General features: G+C 66.0%; 17 protein-coding genes, 1 tRNA gene and 1 pseudogene. 13 read left to right on the top strand and 6 right to left on the bottom strand.

Annotated features, from left to right (window positions below; all coding sequences use genetic code 11):
- Positions 1-20: 20 nt before the first annotated feature.
- The gene (locus AC3A6I_RS10680) at positions 21-1,196 is read right to left on the bottom strand and encodes an FAD-dependent monooxygenase (RefSeq protein WP_487543670.1); all 1,176 of its coding nucleotides are present in this window, start codon (positions 1,194-1,196) and stop codon (positions 21-23) included.
- A gap of 167 nt (positions 1,197-1,363) precedes the next feature.
- Here AC3A6I_RS10680 and AC3A6I_RS10675 point away from each other — a divergent pair, with 167 nt between their 5' ends.
- Together AC3A6I_RS10675 and AC3A6I_RS10670 are read left to right on the top strand one after the other, a co-directional pair.
- Positions 1,364-2,254 (top strand): TerC family protein, encoded by an 891-nt coding sequence (locus tag AC3A6I_RS10675; protein ID WP_487543669.1) that lies wholly within the window; start codon positions 1,364-1,366, stop codon positions 2,252-2,254.
- A gap of 4 nt (positions 2,255-2,258) precedes the next feature.
- Positions 2,259-3,230: a quinone oxidoreductase family protein gene (locus tag AC3A6I_RS10670; protein ID WP_487543668.1), complete on the top strand. Its 972-nt coding sequence runs from the start codon at positions 2,259-2,261 to the stop codon at positions 3,228-3,230.
- 5 nt (positions 3,231-3,235) lie between these two features.
- Here AC3A6I_RS10670 and AC3A6I_RS10665 read toward each other — a convergent pair.
- A tRNA-Ser gene (locus tag AC3A6I_RS10665) sits at positions 3,236-3,325 on the bottom strand.
- Between the two features lie 19 nt (positions 3,326-3,344).
- Positions 3,345-3,911: a dihydrofolate reductase family protein gene (locus AC3A6I_RS10660; RefSeq protein WP_487543667.1), complete on the bottom strand. Its 567-nt coding sequence runs from the start codon at positions 3,909-3,911 to the stop codon at positions 3,345-3,347.
- 57 nt (positions 3,912-3,968) lie between these two features.
- Here AC3A6I_RS10660 and AC3A6I_RS10655 point away from each other — a divergent pair, with 57 nt between their 5' ends.
- From AC3A6I_RS10655 to AC3A6I_RS10640, 4 genes are read left to right on the top strand one after another with little or no spacing between them, the layout of a single operon-like run.
- A complete protein-coding gene (locus AC3A6I_RS10655) occupies positions 3,969-4,628 on the top strand; it encodes a 5-oxoprolinase subunit B family protein (RefSeq protein ID WP_487543666.1) in 660 nt (219 codons plus the stop codon).
- Positions 4,625-5,515: a 5-oxoprolinase subunit C family protein gene (locus tag AC3A6I_RS10650; protein WP_487543665.1), complete on the top strand. Its 891-nt coding sequence runs from the start codon at positions 4,625-4,627 to the stop codon at positions 5,513-5,515. Before AC3A6I_RS10655 ends, AC3A6I_RS10650 begins: the two co-directional genes overlap by 4 nt.
- Positions 5,512-6,255: a LamB/YcsF family protein gene (locus tag AC3A6I_RS10645; protein ID WP_487543664.1), complete on the top strand. Its 744-nt coding sequence runs from the start codon at positions 5,512-5,514 to the stop codon at positions 6,253-6,255. Before AC3A6I_RS10650 ends, AC3A6I_RS10645 begins: the two co-directional genes overlap by 4 nt.
- Before the next feature lie 55 nt (positions 6,256-6,310).
- On the top strand, positions 6,311-7,213 hold the full coding sequence (locus AC3A6I_RS10640; RefSeq protein ID WP_487543663.1) for a bifunctional methylenetetrahydrofolate dehydrogenase/methenyltetrahydrofolate cyclohydrolase: 903 nt from the start codon (positions 6,311-6,313) through the stop codon (positions 7,211-7,213).
- Positions 7,214-7,364: 151 nt separating this feature from the next.
- Here the strand turns inward: AC3A6I_RS10640 and AC3A6I_RS10635 are convergent, their stop codons facing one another.
- On the bottom strand, positions 7,365-7,724 hold the full coding sequence (locus AC3A6I_RS10635; protein ID WP_487543662.1) for an MmcQ/YjbR family DNA-binding protein: 360 nt from the start codon (positions 7,722-7,724) through the stop codon (positions 7,365-7,367).
- A 118-nt stretch (positions 7,725-7,842) separates the two neighbouring features.
- Between AC3A6I_RS10635 and mgtE the strand changes: the two genes are divergently transcribed.
- The 4 genes from mgtE (at position 7,843) to AC3A6I_RS10615 (ending at position 11,765) form a co-directional block, all read left to right on the top strand.
- Positions 7,843-9,258 carry a magnesium transporter gene (gene mgtE / locus AC3A6I_RS10630; RefSeq protein ID WP_487543661.1) on the top strand — a complete coding sequence of 472 codons (1,416 nt, stop codon included), beginning with the start codon at positions 7,843-7,845 and terminating at the stop codon, positions 9,256-9,258.
- A 355-nt stretch (positions 9,259-9,613) separates the two neighbouring features.
- On the top strand, positions 9,614-10,291 hold the full coding sequence (locus AC3A6I_RS10625; RefSeq protein WP_487543660.1) for a glutathione S-transferase family protein: 678 nt from the start codon (positions 9,614-9,616) through the stop codon (positions 10,289-10,291).
- Positions 10,288-10,719 carry a DUF1489 family protein gene (locus tag AC3A6I_RS10620; RefSeq protein ID WP_487543659.1) on the top strand — a complete coding sequence of 144 codons (432 nt, stop codon included), beginning with the start codon at positions 10,288-10,290 and terminating at the stop codon, positions 10,717-10,719. The genes AC3A6I_RS10625 and AC3A6I_RS10620 overlap by 4 nt, the downstream gene beginning before the upstream one ends.
- 143 nt (positions 10,720-10,862) lie before the next feature.
- The gene (locus AC3A6I_RS10615; protein WP_487543657.1) at positions 10,863-11,765 is read left to right on the top strand and encodes a division plane positioning ATPase MipZ; all 903 of its coding nucleotides are present in this window, start codon (positions 10,863-10,865) and stop codon (positions 11,763-11,765) included.
- 139 nt (positions 11,766-11,904) lie between these two features.
- Here the strand turns inward: AC3A6I_RS10615 and AC3A6I_RS10610 are convergent, their stop codons facing one another.
- Both AC3A6I_RS10610 and AC3A6I_RS10605 read right to left on the bottom strand, forming a co-directional pair.
- Positions 11,905-12,201 carry a hypothetical protein gene (locus AC3A6I_RS10610; RefSeq protein ID WP_487543656.1) on the bottom strand — a complete coding sequence of 99 codons (297 nt, stop codon included), beginning with the start codon at positions 12,199-12,201 and terminating at the stop codon, positions 11,905-11,907.
- A gap of 121 nt (positions 12,202-12,322) precedes the next feature.
- The gene (locus AC3A6I_RS10605) at positions 12,323-13,945 is read right to left on the bottom strand and encodes a D-alanyl-D-alanine carboxypeptidase (protein WP_487543655.1); all 1,623 of its coding nucleotides are present in this window, start codon (positions 13,943-13,945) and stop codon (positions 12,323-12,325) included.
- 331 nt (positions 13,946-14,276) lie between these two features.
- Here AC3A6I_RS10605 and clpS point away from each other — a divergent pair, with 331 nt between their 5' ends.
- The 3 genes and pseudogenes from clpS to AC3A6I_RS10590 form a co-directional block, all read left to right on the top strand.
- Positions 14,277-14,624 carry an ATP-dependent Clp protease adapter ClpS gene (gene clpS / locus AC3A6I_RS10600; RefSeq protein WP_487545014.1) on the top strand — a complete coding sequence of 116 codons (348 nt, stop codon included), beginning with the start codon at positions 14,277-14,279 and terminating at the stop codon, positions 14,622-14,624.
- 10 nt (positions 14,625-14,634) lie between these two features.
- The gene (gene clpA, locus AC3A6I_RS10595) at positions 14,635-17,025 is read left to right on the top strand and encodes an ATP-dependent Clp protease ATP-binding subunit ClpA (protein ID WP_487543654.1); all 2,391 of its coding nucleotides are present in this window, start codon (positions 14,635-14,637) and stop codon (positions 17,023-17,025) included.
- A gap of 92 nt (positions 17,026-17,117) precedes the next feature.
- Positions 17,118-17,525: pseudogene (locus AC3A6I_RS10590) on the top strand (SDR family NAD(P)-dependent oxidoreductase); the annotation flags it as partial.
- Positions 17,526-17,562 lie beyond the last annotated feature (37 nt).

The raw sequence follows: 17,562 nt of genomic DNA, 5'->3' as shown, positions 1-17,562 counted from the left end.
TCTTTTTGCGGCCGCGCTGGTCAGCGGTTGCCCATGCCGATGCCGAAGGCGGTGCGCCGAAGCGGTGGCAGCATGCGCAGGGCCCATAGACCGCCGGCGCGCAGGGCTTGGGACGGCAGGAAGTCGCTGAGCAGCGAACGGAACAGTGCGTCGACCATGGCGCCGGTGCGCTGCAGGTCGTCCGTGCGGCGGCGGGCATAGTCCTCGCTGACGGCAATTACCCAGCCGGGCTGGGTGCGGTCGACGCCGGCAAGGGCGGCTTCGAGATCGGCGACGTCGCGCAGGCCGAGATTGAGGCCCTGGGCGCCGATGGGCGGGAAAGCATGCGCGGCCTCACCGACGAGCAGCACGCCGTTCATGCCGGCTTTGTCGACGGTGAGGGTCGAAAGCAGGAACATGTGGGCGGGCGTCAGCAGCTTGATGTCGCCGAACAGGCGCTGCGACTTATCGAGGAAGGTTTTCCGCAGGCCTTCGGCGCCGCCGGCCTGGGCAGCTTTCAGCACGTCGCGATCATCGATCCAGACGAGGTTGGCACGATTGCCGCCGGCCGGGACGAGGGTGAAGGGCCCCTGTTCATAGTGAAACTCGACCGAGCAGCCGCCCAGCGGGCGGGATAGCTCGAGATCGCAGACCAGCGCGGCCTGGGTGAAGCCGTGCTCGCGGGCGCGAAAATCAGTGGCGACGCGGACCAGCGACTTTTTGCCATCCGAGCCGATGACGAGCGGAACGGTGAGCACCGTGCCATCGGTGAGGGTGACGCACCAGCCGCCGGCCGGGTCGGGCTCGATGGCGGTCAGGGCGAGGTCGCGGGTTTCGAGATTGGACAGCGTTCCGCGCGTGGTCTCGAAGGCGGCGAGCAACGCGGCGTTGGGAAAATTCCAGCCGAAGGCGTCGAGGCCGGCCTCACCGGCGTCGAACAGCGTTTCGGGCGCGCGGATCAGCCGGTCGGTGGCATCGATGATGCGGATTTGCGACAGCCGATGGCCGATGGCGGCCGGGTCGGGCACGAGGCCGGCCCCGCGCAGATAGTCGACACTGGGCCCCATCAATGCCGAGGTACGCCGATCGGGCGGGCCCTTTGGCGCGAGGTGGAGGGTCGCCAGCCCGGAGCGGGCCACGGCCACCGCGGCGGCAACGCCGGCGAGGCCGCCACCGACGACGACGGCTTCGTAATTCGCGCTCATCGGGCTGGCCATTGCTGATCCTTCGACAAAGATGACGGAGTAGCAGTGCGTAGAAGCCCCCGCCAGCGACATGGTAGCACAGGCCGCCGGCCCTACCGTGGTCAACGCTCGTGCGCTCTTTCCACATTCGAAGCTGCGCCCTAAATATGTCGCCACTCAGCAGCTGAATGGGAGCCGATATGCTGGAACTACTCGCCGACCCCAATGTGTGGGCCGCCTTCCTGACCCTTACGGCGATGGAAATCGTTCTGGGTATCGACAACATCGTCTTCATCTCAGTGCTGGTCTCGCGGTTGCCCAAGGAGCAGGCCGATCGTGCCCGCAAGCTCGGCCTGGCACTGGCGCTGATCTTCCGTATCCTGCTGCTGCTGGTGATCAGCTGGATCATCGGGCTGACGCAGCCGGCCTTCGACATCCTCGGCTTCGCGCCTTCGTGGAAGGACCTGATCCTGATCCTGGGCGGCGCCTTCCTCGTCTACAAGGCGACCCACGAGATGCATGCCGAGCTCGAAGAGCCGCATGAGCATGCCGACGACCTGAAGAAGCAGGCATCGATGGCGTTTGCGGCCATCATCTCGCAGATCATCATCATCGACCTGGTGTTCTCGGTGGATTCGATCGTCACCGCGGTCGGCATGGCCGACCATGTCGAGGTGATGATCGCCGCGGTGATCGTCGCCGTCGGCGTGATGTTCGTGGCTTCCGGCCCCGTGGCGGATTTCGTCGCCAAGCATCCGACCACCAAGATGCTGGCGCTGGCCTTCCTGCTGCTGATCGGCACCTCGCTGGTGGCCGACGGCTTGGGGTTCCATATTCCGAAGGGCTACATCTACTCGGCCATGGGCTTTTCGGTGCTGGTCGAGGCGATCAACATCATCGCCAAGGAGCGTCGCAACCGGCGCAGCCCCGTGGCAAAGACAGCAACCGCGGTGATCGCGGAGCTGTCGCACGAGCCGCCGCCGGCTCCCGCGGCCGCGGCTGGCGCCCCCGCGGCAAAGCCCCGGGCCAAGGCGCGTTCGACCACGACTTCGCGCGCCCAATCGCGTCCCAAGTCCGCACCGAGGAAGTAAGCCAATGAGTCGCGCAATCGTCGTTCATGAACTGGGTGGCCCCGAGAAGCTGACGCTCGAGGATATCGAGGTCGGTGCGCCCGGGCCCGGGCAGATCAAGATCAGGAGCCGGGCCATCGGGCTCAATTTCATCGATACCTACCAGCGCAGCGGGCTCTACAAGCTGCAATTGCCGTTCGTCGCCGGCAATGAGGGAGCGGGCGATGTGATCGCCGTTGGGCCCGATGTCACGGCGTTCAAGGTGGGCGACCGGATCGCCTACCAGGGCGCGGTGGGCGCCTATGCCGACGAACGGCTGCTGCCGGCCGACCGGCCGGTCCGCATTCCCGACGGCATCAGCTACGAGGTGGCCGCGGCGGCCATCCTCAAGGGGCTGACGGCGTACTATCTGCTGCACCTGACGCATCAGCTCAAGGCGGGCGAGACGATCCTCATCCACGCCGCCGCGGGTGGCACGGGACAGATCCTGACACAGTGGGCCAAGGCGATCGGCGCCACGGTGGTCGCTACGGCCGGGTCCGACGAGAAATGCGAGATCGCGCGCAAGAACGGCGCCGACCTCGTGATCAACTACAAGAGCGAGAACTTCGTCGAGAAGGTGAAGCAGTTCACCGGCGGCAAGGGCGTGGACGTGGTCTATGACGGCGTGGGTGCGGCGACCTTCGAGCCTTCGCTCGACTGCCTCAAGGTGCGTGGGCTGATGGTCAGCTTCGGCAACGCGTCGGGACCGGTGTCGATTCCCAAGCTGACGATCCTCGCCGAAAAGGGCTCGCTGTTCCTGACCCGCCCGACCACCGGCGGGTACCTGCGTACGGCCGAGGATATCCGCATCGGGGCGGAGGCGCTGTTCAACGTGATCGCGCTGGGCAAGGTGAAGATCGCCATCGACCAGACCTTCCCGCTGGTGGAGGCCGAAAAGGCGCATCGGGCGCTGGAGGCACGCGAGACGACGGGGTCGACGCTGCTATTGCCGTGAGGTGATGGCGGGCAGGGAGGGATTCGAACCCCCGGAACGCTTGCACGTTCGCCGGTTTTCAAGACCGGAGCAATCAACCGCTCTGCCACCTGCCCGTGGCGCTCGCTTTAGCTTCTAGGCTCGCGGCTGTCCAGTTGCGCGCACCCAGGTGGTCTGGACGACGCCGGGATCGATCGTTGCCATGTCGCGGGCTTCGAGGCCGGCACCGGGAAGGACGAAGCGGGGGTGGTCCTTGCTGAAGCAGGGGATGCCGCCAGGGAGCGTCAGGCCGCGGACTTCGGAGAGGATGAAGCGGTCGTAGTGCGGCAGGAACAGGTCGAAGGCACCGGTGCCGCCGGTGATGGCGACCGTGCCTTCAGTGATGCCGAGGCGAGTGAGCGCGGCGGCGATGTCGAGGCCGGCGGGGTTCCACAGCGTCGCCAGCGGGTCGGTCGGGTCGGGGGCGAGATCGGGGATCGAGCGGGTGAGGACGAGACGACGGCGGCCGGGATTCTTGTGGTTGGCGTGGCCCAGGCGGCCGAGGACGACGAGCACCGAGGCATCGAGCGCGGCCTGGAACAGGCGCCAATCGGCCTCGCTGCGCAGCGCCGGGGGCATGGTGCCGTCGGTTGCGGCGATCATGCCGTCGACCGAGATGATGGCATGGCCTTCGACGATGACGCTGGAGCCGGGGATGGACATGGGGGCGCTGTAGCGCGCGGCGGGACAGCCCGCAAGCGCGCGTGCTAGGGGAGGCACATGTCTGCCGTTTATCCCTCTCAGAGATCGCCACTGATCATGCCGCTGGGCGACCGGGCGCTGCTCGTGCGCTTCGGCGAGCGGCTGGATGATGCGACCAACGCGGCGGCCATCGGCTTTGCCGGGCGGGTGGAAGCGGCGGCGATTGCCGGAGTGGTGGAGGTGGTGCCGAATCTCGTTTCGGTGCTGCTGCGTTTTGATCCGGACGTCACGGATTTCGAACGGCTGGCGGGTGAGGTGCGGCTGCTCGGGCCGGGCGAGGGCGCCGTGTCGCCGGGGGCCGAGCATCGGGTGGCGGTGACATTCGACGGGGCCGATCTCGAAGAGGTGGCGGCGTTGGTGGGATTGAGCACCGAGGCGTTCGTGGCGGCGCATAATGCGCGGGTGCTGCGGGTGCTGGCGACGGGGTTTGCGCCGGGGTTCCTCTATTGCGGGATGCATGGGGCGGCGCTGGTGGTGGCGCGGCGCGCGGTGGTGCGGCGGCAGGTGCCGGCGGGGACGGTGCTGTTCGCAGCGGGGCAGACGGCGATCACCTCGACGCCAATCCCGACCGGGTGGCATGTGATCGGGCGGACCGAGTTTCGCAATTTCGATGCTGCCGCGACGCCGCCGACGCACGTGCGGGCGGGCGACAGCGTGCGGTTCGAGGTGGCCCGGTGAGTGCGCTGCGCATCGTTCGGGCCGGGCCGCTGGTGACGCTGCAGGATGCCGGGCGGCCGGGTTTCCTGCGCGATGGTATAAGCGCGTCAGGACCGATGGATCGAGCGGCGTTCGAGCGGGCAGGAGGCTGGCTCGGCAATGCCGCAGCGACGGGGATCGAGTTCACCAGGGCGGGGCTGAGCTTCGTCGTCGAAGACGGGCCGCTGGGGATGGCGTGGGACGGCGGGACGTTCGCCATGCGGATCGACGGCACAGAGAAGTCATGGCCGGGGCGGGCGGTGCTGAAGGCGGGCATGGTGGTCGAGGTGACGCCTGGGGCGCGGGGGAATTACGGTTACCTGCGGTTCGATGGCGAGGTCGATGTACCGGCGGTGATGGGAAGCCGGGCAATGAGTTCGATTGCCGGCCTCGGTGGCTTTCACGGGCGGGCGCTGGCGGCAGGTGATGTGCTGGGCTTCGGGCCGGCACTGGTGCGGGCGATGGCACCGCATCCGCGGACGACAGCGGTCGTGGATGGGCCGATCCGGGTGGTGTGGGGCATTCATGCCAATGTGTTCGATGGCGGGGTGCGGCAGCGTTTCGTGTCGGAGGGTTTTGTAGTGACGCCGCAGCTGGACCGGATGGGCGTGCGGCTGGGCGACAAGGCTGGCGTGTTCGCGGGGCAGCGGATCCTGTCGCTGGTGTCGGATGCGGTGGTGCCGGGAGATGTGCAGATTCTTGGTGATGGGACGCCGATCGTGTTGATGCGGGACCACCAACCAACCGGGGGTTATCCGCGGATCGCGACGATTGTCTCGGCCGATCTCGACCGGTTCGCGCAGCTGCGGCCGGGCGCGGAGGTACGGTTCGAGCCGGTGACGATTGCCCATGCGAGGATGCTGAAATGAACGTGCTCGATCTCAATGCCGATCTAGGCGAGGGCATGCCGGGGGACGAGGCGTTGCTCGAGATCGTGTCGTCGGCCTCGATTGCCTGCGGCGGGCATGCGGGGGACGATGAGACCATGCGCGCGGCGCTACGGGCCGCGGCGGCGCGGGGCGTGGCGGTGGGGGCGCATCCGGGCTTTGCCGATCGGGAGAATTTTGGGCGGAAGCGCCTGATGCTGCCGCCCAATGAGCTCGACGAAACGGTGCGGGCGCAGGTGAAGCGGCTGGTGGAGATCGCCGAGGAGGAGGGCGTGCCGGTGCGCTATCTCAAGCTGCACGGGGCGCTGGCCAACATGGCGGCCGAGGAGCCGGCGGTAGCGGCGCTGTGCTTTGCGGCGGTGACGGGGCTGGTGGACGACATGGCGGTGCTCGCCATCGACAACAGCGCGCAGGTGGAGGTGGCGGAAACGCTGGGTTTTCGCGTGGTGCGCGAGGCCTACGCCGACCGGGCCTATCTGCCCGACGGACTGCTCGTGCCGCGCGCGGCGCCAGGGGCGGTGCTGCACGATCCGGGCGAGATTGCAGAGCGGGCGGTGCGGCTGGCGCAGGCCGGCGAGCTGGTGGCCATCGACGGGACGGTGATCGAGACTTCGGCGACATCGCTCTGCATCCATGGCGATACGGCCGAGGCGGTGGCGATCGCGCGGGCGGTGCGCGAGGCGCTGGAGCGTGAGGGGATCGCGGTCAAGGCGCCGTACTGAGGTTGCGGTTCGGCCTGACTTGGGCCATATCGGCGGCGCCACACGGAGGCTGCCAATGACTGCAAAGATCATCGACGGAAAGAGCTATGCCGAGGGGCTGCGCGGCCGCATTGCTGGCCATGTCGCGCGGCTGAAAGCCGAGCACGGCATCACGCCGGGCCTCGCGGTGGTGATCGTCGGGCACGATCCGGGCAGCGAGATCTACGTCTCGCAGAAGGCCAAGCAGACCGTCGAGGTCGGCATGCACTCGGAAAAGTACGAGCTGCCCGAGGATACGCCGGAAGCCGAGGTGCTGGCGCTGGTCGAGAAGCTGAACGCCGATCCGGCGATCCACGGCATCCTGGTGCAGCTGCCGGTGCCCAAGCAGATCGACCCCAACAAGATCATCGCGACGATCTCGCCGGACAAGGATGTCGACTGCTTTACGCCGGCCAGTGTGGGGAAGCTCCAGATCGGGCTGCCGGGGCCCGTGAGCTGCACGCCGCTCGGCTGCCTGATGCTGCTGCGCGATACGCTGGGCTCGCTCGAGGGGCTGAACGCAGTGATCGTGGGGCGCTCGAACCTCGTGGGCAAGCCGATGGCGCAGCTGCTGCTGCGCGAGAACTGCACGGTGACGGTGGCGCATTCGAAGACCAAGAACCTGCCCGACGTGGTGCGTCAGGCCGATATCGTCGTGGCGGCGGTTGGTCGGCCGCAGATGATCAAGGGCGACTGGATCAAGCCCGGCGCCACGGTGATCGATGTGGGCATCAACCGCATTCCGGCGCCGGAGCGCGGCGAGGGCAAGACACGGCTGCTGGGGGACGTGGACTATGCCGCGGCCGCCGAGGTGGCGGGCGCGATCACGCCGGTGCCGGGCGGGGTGGGGCCGATGACCATCGTGTGCCTGTTGGCGAATACCGTGACGACGGCGTCGCTGATCAATGGGCTGGAGCCGCCGCGGGATTTGACGCCGTAGGGTGCCATCACCACCCGGACGTAGACAGTCGGGCCTCCCTCCCCCTTGCGGGGAGGGAACGAGGGTGGGGGTGGTGCAGCGATCAAAGATGGACCCCCACCCCCAACCCCTCCCCCCAAGGGGGAGGGGAGCGTGCCCGTCGGTACGCCTGTCACCCCTTCCTATCCGCGAACGTCTGTTGCAGGCGCTTGGGTGCGCGAAAACGCCAGGCGTCTTCTAGGCGGAGGCCGAGCTCCTCGTCGGTGATGATGTCCATGCGGACGAGCAGGCCGGGCCAGCCCTTGAAATGGTCGGTCTGCCAGTAGATGTCGGGTGCCATTTCCATGAGCAGGTCTTTCTGCTCGAGCGGGCAATGCAGCACCATTTCGCTGGGGCCGCGGACCGAGGCGAAATTCTTCGTCTTCACCTTGAGCGAGGGCGCGCCGTAGCTGGTCGACTGGGTGACTTCGGGCAGCTGGCGCTCGGCGCAGAGGCGGAGCATCCGGCCGATTTCGGTTTCGCGCGCCGCCATCGCCATCTCCCTCACAATCCAGCAAAAAACCGCCTTGGACCGATCCGGAGTCTGGCGCATATCGAGGCGATTGGCTACACCAGCCTTGAACCCGAAGCGCCAGCCTCCCGGGGCCTCCATGACCGATGACGCCGATATCGCGGAAAGCGGGGAAACCCGGCCCGACCCGAACGCCTTTCGCGACGCGGAAGAGCAGCTGAATCCGGCCTGGATCGAGCAGCTGCGTGCCCACCTACTGGCGGGCGAGGAGCATGACCTCGCCGAGATGATGGAGCCGCTGCACGCGGCTGACGCCGGCGACGTGCTCGAGGCGTTGGACGCCGAAGAGCGTGTAGCGCTCGTCCAGATGCTGGGCGACAAGTTCGACTACCTGGCGCTGACCCAGGTCGACGACTCCGTCCGAAACGAGATCATCGAGGAGCTGCCAGCTGAGGAAGTGGCGCGCGGTGTCGCGACACTCGACAGCGACGATGCCGTCTACATTCTCGAGGACATGGACGCCGGCGACCGCGAGGAGGTGCTCGCCGCCTTGCCGGCCTTCGAGCGGCTGAGCCTCAAGCGCAGTCTCGACTTTCCCGAGGATTCCGCCGGCCGGCGGATGCAGACCGATTTCATCGCGATCCCGCCGTTCTGGACCGTAGGCCAGACGATCGACTACCTGCGGGCCGAGAGCGACCTGCCGGACGAGTTCTTCCAACTCTACGTCGTCGATCCGAGCTACCGGGTGCTGGGGACGATCCCGCTCGACAAGTTCCTACGCGCCAAGCGCATGGTGCGGATCGAGGACCTGATGAACCACGACGTCCTGACGGTCGAGGCGACCGAGGATCAGGAGGAAGCAGCGCGCGACTTCGAGCGCTACGACCTCGTCGAGATCGGCGTGGTGGACGAGAACAAGCGGCTGGTCGGCGTGCTCACGGTCGACGACATCGTCGACGTGATCCACGAGGAGGCGACCGAGGACATCAAGCTGCTCGGTGGCGTGGGCGACGAAGAGATTTCGGACAGCCTGCTGTCGACGGTGCGGAGCCGTGCACCCTGGCTGGTGGTGAACCTCATTACGGCGATGCTGGCCTCGTTCGTGATCAGCCTGTTCAACGCCACCATCGAGCAGATGGTGGCGCTGGCGGCACTGATGCCGATGGTCGCCTCGATGGGTGGCAATGCGGGCACGCAGACGATGACGGTGACGGTGCGGGCGCTGGCGACCCGTGACCTGGACCGGGGCCGGGTGCGTCGCCTGATCCTGCGCGAGGTATCGGGCGGCTTCGTCAATGGATGCATCTTTGCGATCCTGATCGGCGGAATCACGTGGGCGCGCTACCTCAATCCGGGCCTCGGGGTGGTCATCGGCATGGCCATGATCGTGAACATGGTCGCCGCCGGCAGCGCTGGAATTCTGATCCCCCTGGCGCTCAACCGGATGAAGATCGATCCGGCCATCGCATCGTCCACGTTCGTCACGACAGTGACGGATGTCATTGGATTCTTTGCGTTTCTGGCGCTTGCCGGGCTATGGTTCGGGCTGTTCTAGCCATACTTCTTAGGTCTAATCTCGACCTATCCACTGTGGCTTTCCCGCCACTTCCACCAAGGTCGTATCCGGGTTAACGAATCATTGCTGTCGCAATTCCGTCACTCTCGTGGTTGCGGCAGGACCCGAAGACGGCAAGAAGGAGCTTTGATGCGTACTTCAAAGACCCAGTGGTGGCGTTCTGCAGTCCCGACAGTGTCCTGGACACTGGTCTGCCTGCTGGCAATGTCACTTGTGTTCACTATCGTTGCCGGCGCCTAAGGACGGGGCGCAACTGGACCCAGCAGGGTCGTCGATAGTAAAGAGATTGGGAAGGGCGCCGGGCCACTCGGCGCCCTTCGGCATTGAGGCTCCCATGAAACTGATATTTGCGAACCGCAACTACTCGAGCTGGTCGCTGCGCGCCTGGCTCGTGCTCAAGCATTTCGGCATCCCGTTCGATGAGGAGATGGCGCTTCTCAACGGCGAGGGCTGGAAGGAAAACATCCGCAAGAAGTCGCCGAGCGGAAAGGTGCCGGTGCTGATTGACGGCGAGCTGGTGCTGCCCGAGACCACGGCGATCATCGAGTATCTCAACGACAAATACCCGGCCAAGGGGATCTGGCCATCGAACCGGATCGAACGGGCGTTGGCGCGCGCGGCAGCGGCCGAGATGCATGGCGGCTTTTCGGCGCTGCGCAGCGAGGCGCCGATGAACCTGCGCGGCTCGCACCCGGGCAAGGTGGATATCGACCTCGTCGCCGATGACCTCAAGCGCATCGAGCGGCTGTGGGGCGACCTGCTGTCGCGCTCGGGCGGGCCGTATCTGTTCGGCACGTTCACGGCGGCCGATGCGATGTTCGCGCCCGTGGCGACGCGCATCCGCACCTACGAGTTGCCGGTGACGGATGTCGCCATGGAGTATGTCGAGGCGATCTATGCGCTGCCGGCGTTCCAGGAATGGTTCGCCGAGGCGGTGAAGGAGCCGTGGGTGGTCGAGCACGACGAGATCGACATCATCCTCGCCAAGCGGGGCGCGGCCGGCAACGCATGATGCACATGATCAAGCTCTGCGTCGGGGTCGCGACGCTGGAGGAGCTCGAGGGCTATCGCAACGAGCGCGCCCATTGGTGGGGGGCCGACTATGGCGAGGACGTGCATGTCCATCGCACGCGCACCATGCCGAAGCGGCGCGCCGAAATGGAGGGCATCGGCTCGATCTACTGGGTGATCTCGGGCGTGGTGCGGTGTCGCCAGCCGATCCTGAGGCTGGCCGAGGCGGTGGACGAGCAGGGGCTCAAGTGCTGCGACATCATCATGGCGCCCGACATGGTGCGGACGGTGCCGCGGCCGAAATCGCCGTTCCAGGGTTGGCGCTATCTCGACCCGAAGGATGCGCCGGCCGATCTCGACAAGGGCGGGTTTGCGGATGAAGGTTCGGTCGAGCTGGCCGAGGAACTGGCCCGGCTGGGGCTGATCTGAGGCAGGAATGCCGCGTCGCGCCTGTGTCATCGGGGGCTGGTGAAACAGCGCTTGAATGGGGTCAGCGATCCCCTTCATACTTTTGGGTAGCGACCGAATCCCGGGATGGCGCCGCCGGGGCGCCTGAGGGGCAGGGGAGACCGATGGGCAGGACGGGGACGCACGTCATCGTCGTGGGCAACGAGAAGGGCGGGTCGGGCAAGTCTACCACTGCCTTCCACCTCGCCGTCTTCCTCATGTACCAGGGCTTTCGCGTCGCCTCGATCGACGTGGACAGCCGTCAGCAGACGCTGACGCAGTATGTGCGTAATCGGCGCAACTGGGCCCAGGCGCATGACCTGAAGGTACCGCACGCCACGCATTACCACCTGCCGCTGGCCAAGTCGGACTCGGTGAAGGAGAACCAGCGGGTCGAGTTCGACCTGTTTCGGCAGGCGATCATCGAGGTGGAGGGCGAAGCCGATTTCCTCATCGTCGATACGCCGGGCTTCGACACGCACCTGACGCGGCTGGCGCACTCGCTGGCCGATACGCTGGTGACGCCGCTCAACGACTCGATCATCGACCTCGACGTGATGGCGCATGTGGATCCGGTGACGGGCGACCCGCGCGAGATGAGCCACTATGCGCGGCTCGTGCAGCGGGCGCGGACCGAGCGGTTGTCGATCGACGGACGTACCATCGACTGGGTGATCGTGAGGAACCGTATCTCGATGCTGCCGTCGCGCTCGACGCGCGTGGTGCAGGGCGCGATCGAGAAGATCGCCATACGGCTGGGCTGCCGGGTGGCGGACGGGATCGCCGAGCGCGTAATCTTCCGCTCGCTATTTCCGACCGGGATGACGGTGTTCGATCCGCTCGACGAGGAGATGCTGGGCGGACTGCCCTCGATGTCGCATCTGAGCGCGCGGCAGGAATACCGGGCGCTGGTCGAGGCGTTGAAGCTGCCGGTGAGCGAACGGGCCAAGGCCCGTATCGAGGGGGAGAAGGCGCTGGCGGCGAGCGCCAGCGAGCCGGTGGCGTTTGAGCATATGGCGGGGGAGTAGGCCTTAGCCCCGAACCCAAGACTCGTAGTCATTCCCGCGGAAGCGGGAATCTTTGTTTCAGCACCTGACGGAACGGAGATCCCCGCTTTCGCGGGGATGACCTGGTGGTGTGAGGCGGGTTCGAAACCAGACAGGCGCGTCAGGCGAACTCTTTGGCTGCGGTCCGGCGGGGCAGGATGACGCGCACGGCGCGGCTGCCGGTGGGGCTGAACACGTCGAGATCGATCTCGACATGCGGCATCAGCATGCGGCGGGTGCGGGCGCTGAGAGCGAGCACAACACCGAGCAGGTCGGAGACGTTGCGGCGCTTGAGGCTCGGGTTGAGCCGCGCCACCATGGCGTTGACGGCTTCGGCGCGCTCAATGTGATCGTCGGCGGCGAGGGCCGAGCGGCCGACAAAACGGGCAAGCTCGGATAGACTGGACGTTTCGCTCATTTGGGCTACTCCAAACACGGGCCACAAACTCGCTTCCCTGGGGAGGCTGTTTCTTCGGTGCGGTTTTTCGTCTGTCGCGCTTTCGAACCGGAAAAGTCTGCAACTTTTCCTGAAAGCGCTCCTAGGACTGCATCGCGAGACAGCTCATCTTTGCTTTCTTGAGTTCACTGCAGATGTCGGTCGCGTCCTCGCGACCGCCGAAACCGCCGAAGCGGGCGCGGTAGAAGGTCTGGCCGTTTTTCTCGAAACGCTCGACATAGGGGCGGAAGCCGCCGAGCGTGGCGAGACGGGCCGAGGCGTCGCTGATGAGCGAGTTGGCCCCGCTTTCGGACGGAGCTGCGCCGATCTGGACAACCCAACCGCTCGCGACGGGGCCGGCAGCGGGGGCAGCCTCGGCTACGGCCAGGGGCGCCGGCGCGGTCTGGTCCTCGATGATGTCGGGAGCGGTGTCGCCGATGCCGCCGGAGGTCATCAGGTCGATCGGCTCGCCTTCCTCGCCGATGCCGACCGGCGGCAAGGGGGCGGAGGGCGCGGTCTGGCCGAGCGGGGCCGGGGCGGCGCCCAGCGAGAAGGTGTCGCTGAGCCAGGCGCCGATCACATCGAGCGGACGATCGTCGCCACCCATGCTGGCGGTGGCGGGGCCGGCGAGGTTGGTCGCTGCCTGCACGGCGGGCTCGAAGCCGAGATCGGCGGGGCGTGCCTCCGGCGTCGGGGCGACATCGCCGACGACGGCAACGGCGACCGCATCGGGAAGCTGGGCGGCTTCGGCGACGGCCTGCAGGCGGAAGGACGGGTAGGGCGCGGGCATGACCGGCACGGGCTCGGTCGAGGCGACCATCACGGTCGCGCCCTTGCGGCCGGGAAGCGGAATCATGGCGGTTTGGACGTAGCTGCCGGAGCGACCCTTGGGGAGATAGGTCTTGACCAGTTCACGTACCTTGGCATCACGACTGCCGGCAGTGTCGAAGCCGAAGCCGACCACAACGACGTGGCGGCCGTCCTTACGCGCTGCGGTCAAGAGGTTATAGCCCGAGGCATTGATGTAGCCGGTCTTGATACCGTCGACACCGTTGTTGCCGAGCAGCCGGTTATGGTTGCCGTAGGTCCGCTTGCCGTAGCTGAAGCTCTTGGTCTGGAAGTACTCGTAGTACTTGGGGAAGTGCTGGTAGATGGCAATGCCGAGGATCGCCTGATCGCGCACGGTGGTGACCTGGCCGCTATCGGGCAGGCCCGAGGCATTGCGGTAGGTGGTGCTGGTCATGCCGAGGGCGTGGGCCGTGGCGGTCATGCGCTTGGCGAATGCACTCTCGGAGCCGGAAATGTTCTCGCCGATGACCCGGGCGATGTCGTTGGCCGAGATGGTGACCAGCGCCTTGATGGCATTCTCGACGGTGATGGTCGAGCCGGCCTTGATGCCGAGCTTGGTCGGCACGGCCGAAGCGGCGAATTTCGAGACCTTGAACTTGGTCTTCAAGGTAATGTTACCGGCCTCCAGTTCCTGGAACAGGACATAGAGGGTCATCACCTTGGTGATCGAGGCGGGGTAGCGGGCGGCGTCGGACGAGCTCTCGTAGAGCACCTTACCGGACTTGGCGTCGACCACGATGCCAGCAAATTTGCGCGGCACCGAGGCCGCTTCAGCCGTGGCGACAGTGCTGACGACAAGGGCGGCGGCGACCACGGTCGCGGCGAGAATGCGCCAAGCGCGCCCGACGAAATGGGAAAAATGCTTCTGGGAAAGCACCCGGTACTCCAAACAACAATCGGGTCGAAAAGCCCGTACGCAACGCCTTCAGAAGCTTTCCGGACCGCCCCAACCGGCCCGTGCCTGCTCCCTGTTGCCAGCGAGAATAGGCTGGCGCGCCTTACCTTTTCGTAAAATGCGACGCATTTGTGAGGCGGGTCGGGGAACCCTTACCTGCGCCAAAGTTTAGGTACGTGGCCACTTAACAAGCGGACGCCCATGACTACATAATGGCCTCACCATGCTGCTTCGACCCGATCTTTCCCAGACCCGAGCCATGCGTGCCGACATCGCCAAAAGCGCCCGGTTCGCGGGCACTTCCGGCACTCCGCTGCGTAATGCGGAGGATGACGGGCAGGACAAGCGGGGGAACGGGTCGAGCAAGCAAGATACAGCGACCATCACCAAGCCCAGGACGAAGAGCAAGCGACCCAGCCTCTATCGGGTGCTGCTGCTCAATGACGATTACACACCCATGGAATTCGTCGTCCTGGTTCTGCAGGACGTATTCAACAAGACCCGCGAAGACGCCATGCGCATCATGCTCCATGTCCACAACCATGGCGTGGGGGAATGCGGCGTCTATCCGTTCGAAGTGGCCGAGACCAAGGTCACCAGGGTCATGGATGCCGCACGCAAGAACCAGCATCCGCTGCAGTGCGTGATGGAAAAGCAATAGGAACCGACATATGCCCTCTTTTTCCCGCGGACTTGAGAAGGCCCTCCATCAGGCAATGAACCTGGCCCGCGAGCGGGCGCATGAGTTCGCGACGCTGGAGCACCTGTTGCTGGCCCTGACCGACGATCGCGACACGATCGCGGTGCTCAATGGCTGCGACGTCGACATCGAGGCGCTGAAGAGCGACCTCGAGGATTTCATCAACGAAGAGCTCGACAGCCTCGTTGTGCCCAACGGGCAGGACGCGCGGCCGACAGCGGCGTTCCAGCGCGTGATCCAGCGCGCGGTCATCCACGTGCAATCTTCCGGTAAGGAAGAAGTTACCGGCGCCAACGTGCTGGTCGCGATCTTTGCCGAGCGCGAGAGCCACGCTGCCTATTTCCTCGAGCAGCAGGACATGACGCGGCTCGACGCGGTCAACTTCATCTCGCATGGCATCACCAAGTCCGGACCAAGCGAGGAGCGGCGCGTCCGCGGTTCCGAGGGTGGCCCGAATGGCGGCAACCAGGGCGAGGAAGGCGAGCGCTCGGGGAACGGGCAGAGCTCGGCGCTGGCCGATTTCTGCGTGAACCTCAACGACAAGGCGCGCGCCGGCAAGATCGACCCGCTGATCGGCCGCGATCCTGAACTACGCCGCACCATCCAGGTGTTGTGCCGCCGTTCCAAGAACAACCCGATCTATGTGGGTGACGCCGGCGTGGGCAAGACCGCCATCGCCGAGGGCCTGGCGCGCAAGATCGTCGAGGGCGACGTGCCCGAAGTGCTGCGTGAATCGGTGATCTACGCGCTCGACATGGGCTCGCTGCTTGCGGGCACGCGCTATCGCGGCGACTTCGAGGAGCGGCTGAAGGCCGTGATGAAGGAACTCGAGAAGCACCCGGACGCGATCCTGTTCATCGACGAGATCCACACCGTGATCGGCGCCGGCGCCACGTCGGGCGGCGCGCTCGATGCTTCGAACCTGCTGAAGCCGGCCCTGGCTTCGGGCAATATCCGCTGCATCGGCTCGACCACCTACAAGGAGTACCGGCAGTTCTTCGAGAAGGACCGGGCTCTGGTTCGGCGCTTCCAGAAGATCGACGTCGCCGAGCCGACCATTCCGGATGCGATCGAGATCGTGAAGGGCCTGCGCCCGTATTTCGAGGACTACCACAAGCTCAAGTACACCGATGAGGCGCTGAAGGCCGCAGTGGAGCTGAGCGCCCGCTACATCAACGACAGGAAGCTCCCCGACAAGGCGATCGACGTGATCGACGAGACGGGCGCGAGCCAGATGCTGCTGACGCCGGAGAACCGCAAGACCATCATCGACGTGCCGGATATCGAGCAGACCATCGCGACGATGGCCCGCATCCCGCCCAAGTCGGTGTCGAAGTCGGATTCCGAGCTCCTCGCCAATCTCGAGAACAACCTCAAGACGGTGGTGTTCGGCCAGGATGTAGCGATCACGGCCCTCGCGTCGGCGATCAAGCTGGCCCGGGCCGGCCTGCGCGAGCCGGAAAAGCCGATCGGTTCGTACCTGTTTACCGGTCCGACCGGCGTGGGCAAGACGGAGGTGGCGAAGCAGCTGGCGGATACGCTGGGTGTGGAACTGCTGCGCTTCGACATGTCGGAGTACATGGAGCGGCACACCGTTAGCCGCCTGATCGGCGCCCCTCCGGGCTATGTCGGGTTCGACCAGGGTGGCCTGCTCACTGATGGCGTGGATCAGCATCCGCATTGCGTGGTGCTGCTCGATGAAATCGAGAAGGCGCACCCGGACCTGTTCAACATCCTGTTGCAGGTGATGGACCACGGCAAGCTGACGGACCACAACGGCAAGTCGGTCGACTTCCGCAACGTGATCCTGATCATGACTTCGAACGTGGGCGCGATGGAGCTGCAGAAGAGCCCCATCGGCTTCGGGCGCAAGCGCGAGCAGGGCGACGACGAGGAAGCGATCAACCGGATGTTCACGCCGGAGTTCCGCAACCGGCTCGACGCGATCATCTCGTTCGGCCCGCTGCCGCCGGCAGTCGTCCGTCGCGTGGTCGAGAAGTTCGTGCTGCAGCTCGAGGGCCAGCTGGCCGAGCGTGGCGTAACCATTGAGCTGACCCCGGAAGCGGCCGAGTGGCTGGCGATCCGCGGGTATGACGAGCGCATGGGTGCGCGGCCGCTGGGCCGGGTGATCCAGGAGCACGTCAAGAAGCCGCTGGCCGACCAGGTGCTGTTCGGCGAGCTGCAGAACGGCGGCTCGGTGACGGTGGCTGTGGTTGGCGTCGGCCCCGATGCCAAGCTCGAGCTGATCGCGGTGCCCCCGCGTCCGGCACGGCCCAAGGCGATCCCGGGTCCCAAGACCCGAAAGGCCAAGGCGGCCGCGGCGGACAGCGCCGAGGACAAGCCGGCCGAGGAAAAGAACTGACGTCGTTGATAGTTTCCCATGCAGGGAATTGAGGCCGGGAGCGATCCCGGCCTTTTCTTTACGGAGCAGACCATGGACTCGAAGGCAGGACGATCGCGATTACCGGGGCGGCACGCGGACTAGGCGCTTCGCTCGCCATCGTAGCGGCGGACAGAGGCATGATCCCGCTCTTGCTGGGGCGGAATGACCGGGGGTTGAGCGTGACAGCCGATGCCATCCAGGCGCGGACGGGCAGGCGGCCGGATGCTTTCGTGTGTGACCTCGCCGATCTGCAGTCGGTGACTGAGGCGGCGGACCGGATCGCCATGGTGCATCCGGAGCTGGATGTGCTGGTCAATTCCGGTTCGCAATGGGCGGGCGGCGCGTTCGAGGCGATGAGCGATAGCCGGATCGCGGCGGTGGTGGGGTCGACCGTTACTGCGACGATGGCTTTGACGCGGCGGTTGCTGCCGCTGCTCCGGGCTAGGCCGGAGGCGGACATCCACACGGTGGTATCGACGAACGGGCTGCCCTATGTGCGGTTGACCACGTCGGCTG

The organism is Devosia sp. Soil_C_22 (assembly GCF_057657195.1).
The sequence above is the reverse complement of the archived record's forward strand: the minus strand, read 5'-3'. Positions and strand labels throughout refer to the sequence as shown.

Bases quoted from the DNA above. Each gene is read 5' to 3' on its own strand.
- AC3A6I_RS10640 (WP_487543663.1), top strand. From the start codon at position 6,311: ATGACTGCAAAGATCATCGACGGAAAGAGCTATGCCGAGGGGCTGCGC.
- AC3A6I_RS10635 (WP_487543662.1), bottom strand. From the start codon at position 7,724: ATGGCGGCGCGCGAAACCGAAATCGGCCGGATGCTCCGCCTCTGCGCC.
- AC3A6I_RS10680 (WP_487543670.1), bottom strand. From the start codon at position 1,196: ATGGCCAGCCCGATGAGCGCGAATTACGAAGCCGTCGTCGTCGGTGGC.
- AC3A6I_RS10655 (WP_487543666.1), top strand. From the start codon at position 3,969: ATGTCTGCCGTTTATCCCTCTCAGAGATCGCCACTGATCATGCCGCTG.
- AC3A6I_RS10620 (WP_487543659.1), top strand. From the start codon at position 10,288: ATGATGCACATGATCAAGCTCTGCGTCGGGGTCGCGACGCTGGAGGAG.
- AC3A6I_RS10660 (WP_487543667.1), bottom strand. From the start codon at position 3,911: ATGTCCATCCCCGGCTCCAGCGTCATCGTCGAAGGCCATGCCATCATC.
- clpA (WP_487543654.1), top strand. From the start codon at position 14,635: ATGCCCTCTTTTTCCCGCGGACTTGAGAAGGCCCTCCATCAGGCAATG.
- mgtE (WP_487543661.1), top strand. From the start codon at position 7,843: ATGACCGATGACGCCGATATCGCGGAAAGCGGGGAAACCCGGCCCGAC.
- AC3A6I_RS10610 (WP_487543656.1), bottom strand. From the start codon at position 12,201: ATGAGCGAAACGTCCAGTCTATCCGAGCTTGCCCGTTTTGTCGGCCGC.
- AC3A6I_RS10645 (WP_487543664.1), top strand. From the start codon at position 5,512: ATGAACGTGCTCGATCTCAATGCCGATCTAGGCGAGGGCATGCCGGGG.
- AC3A6I_RS10675 (WP_487543669.1), top strand. From the start codon at position 1,364: ATGCTGGAACTACTCGCCGACCCCAATGTGTGGGCCGCCTTCCTGACC.
- AC3A6I_RS10670 (WP_487543668.1), top strand. From the start codon at position 2,259: ATGAGTCGCGCAATCGTCGTTCATGAACTGGGTGGCCCCGAGAAGCTG.
- AC3A6I_RS10625 (WP_487543660.1), top strand. From the start codon at position 9,614: ATGAAACTGATATTTGCGAACCGCAACTACTCGAGCTGGTCGCTGCGC.
- AC3A6I_RS10615 (WP_487543657.1), top strand. From the start codon at position 10,863: ATGGGCAGGACGGGGACGCACGTCATCGTCGTGGGCAACGAGAAGGGC.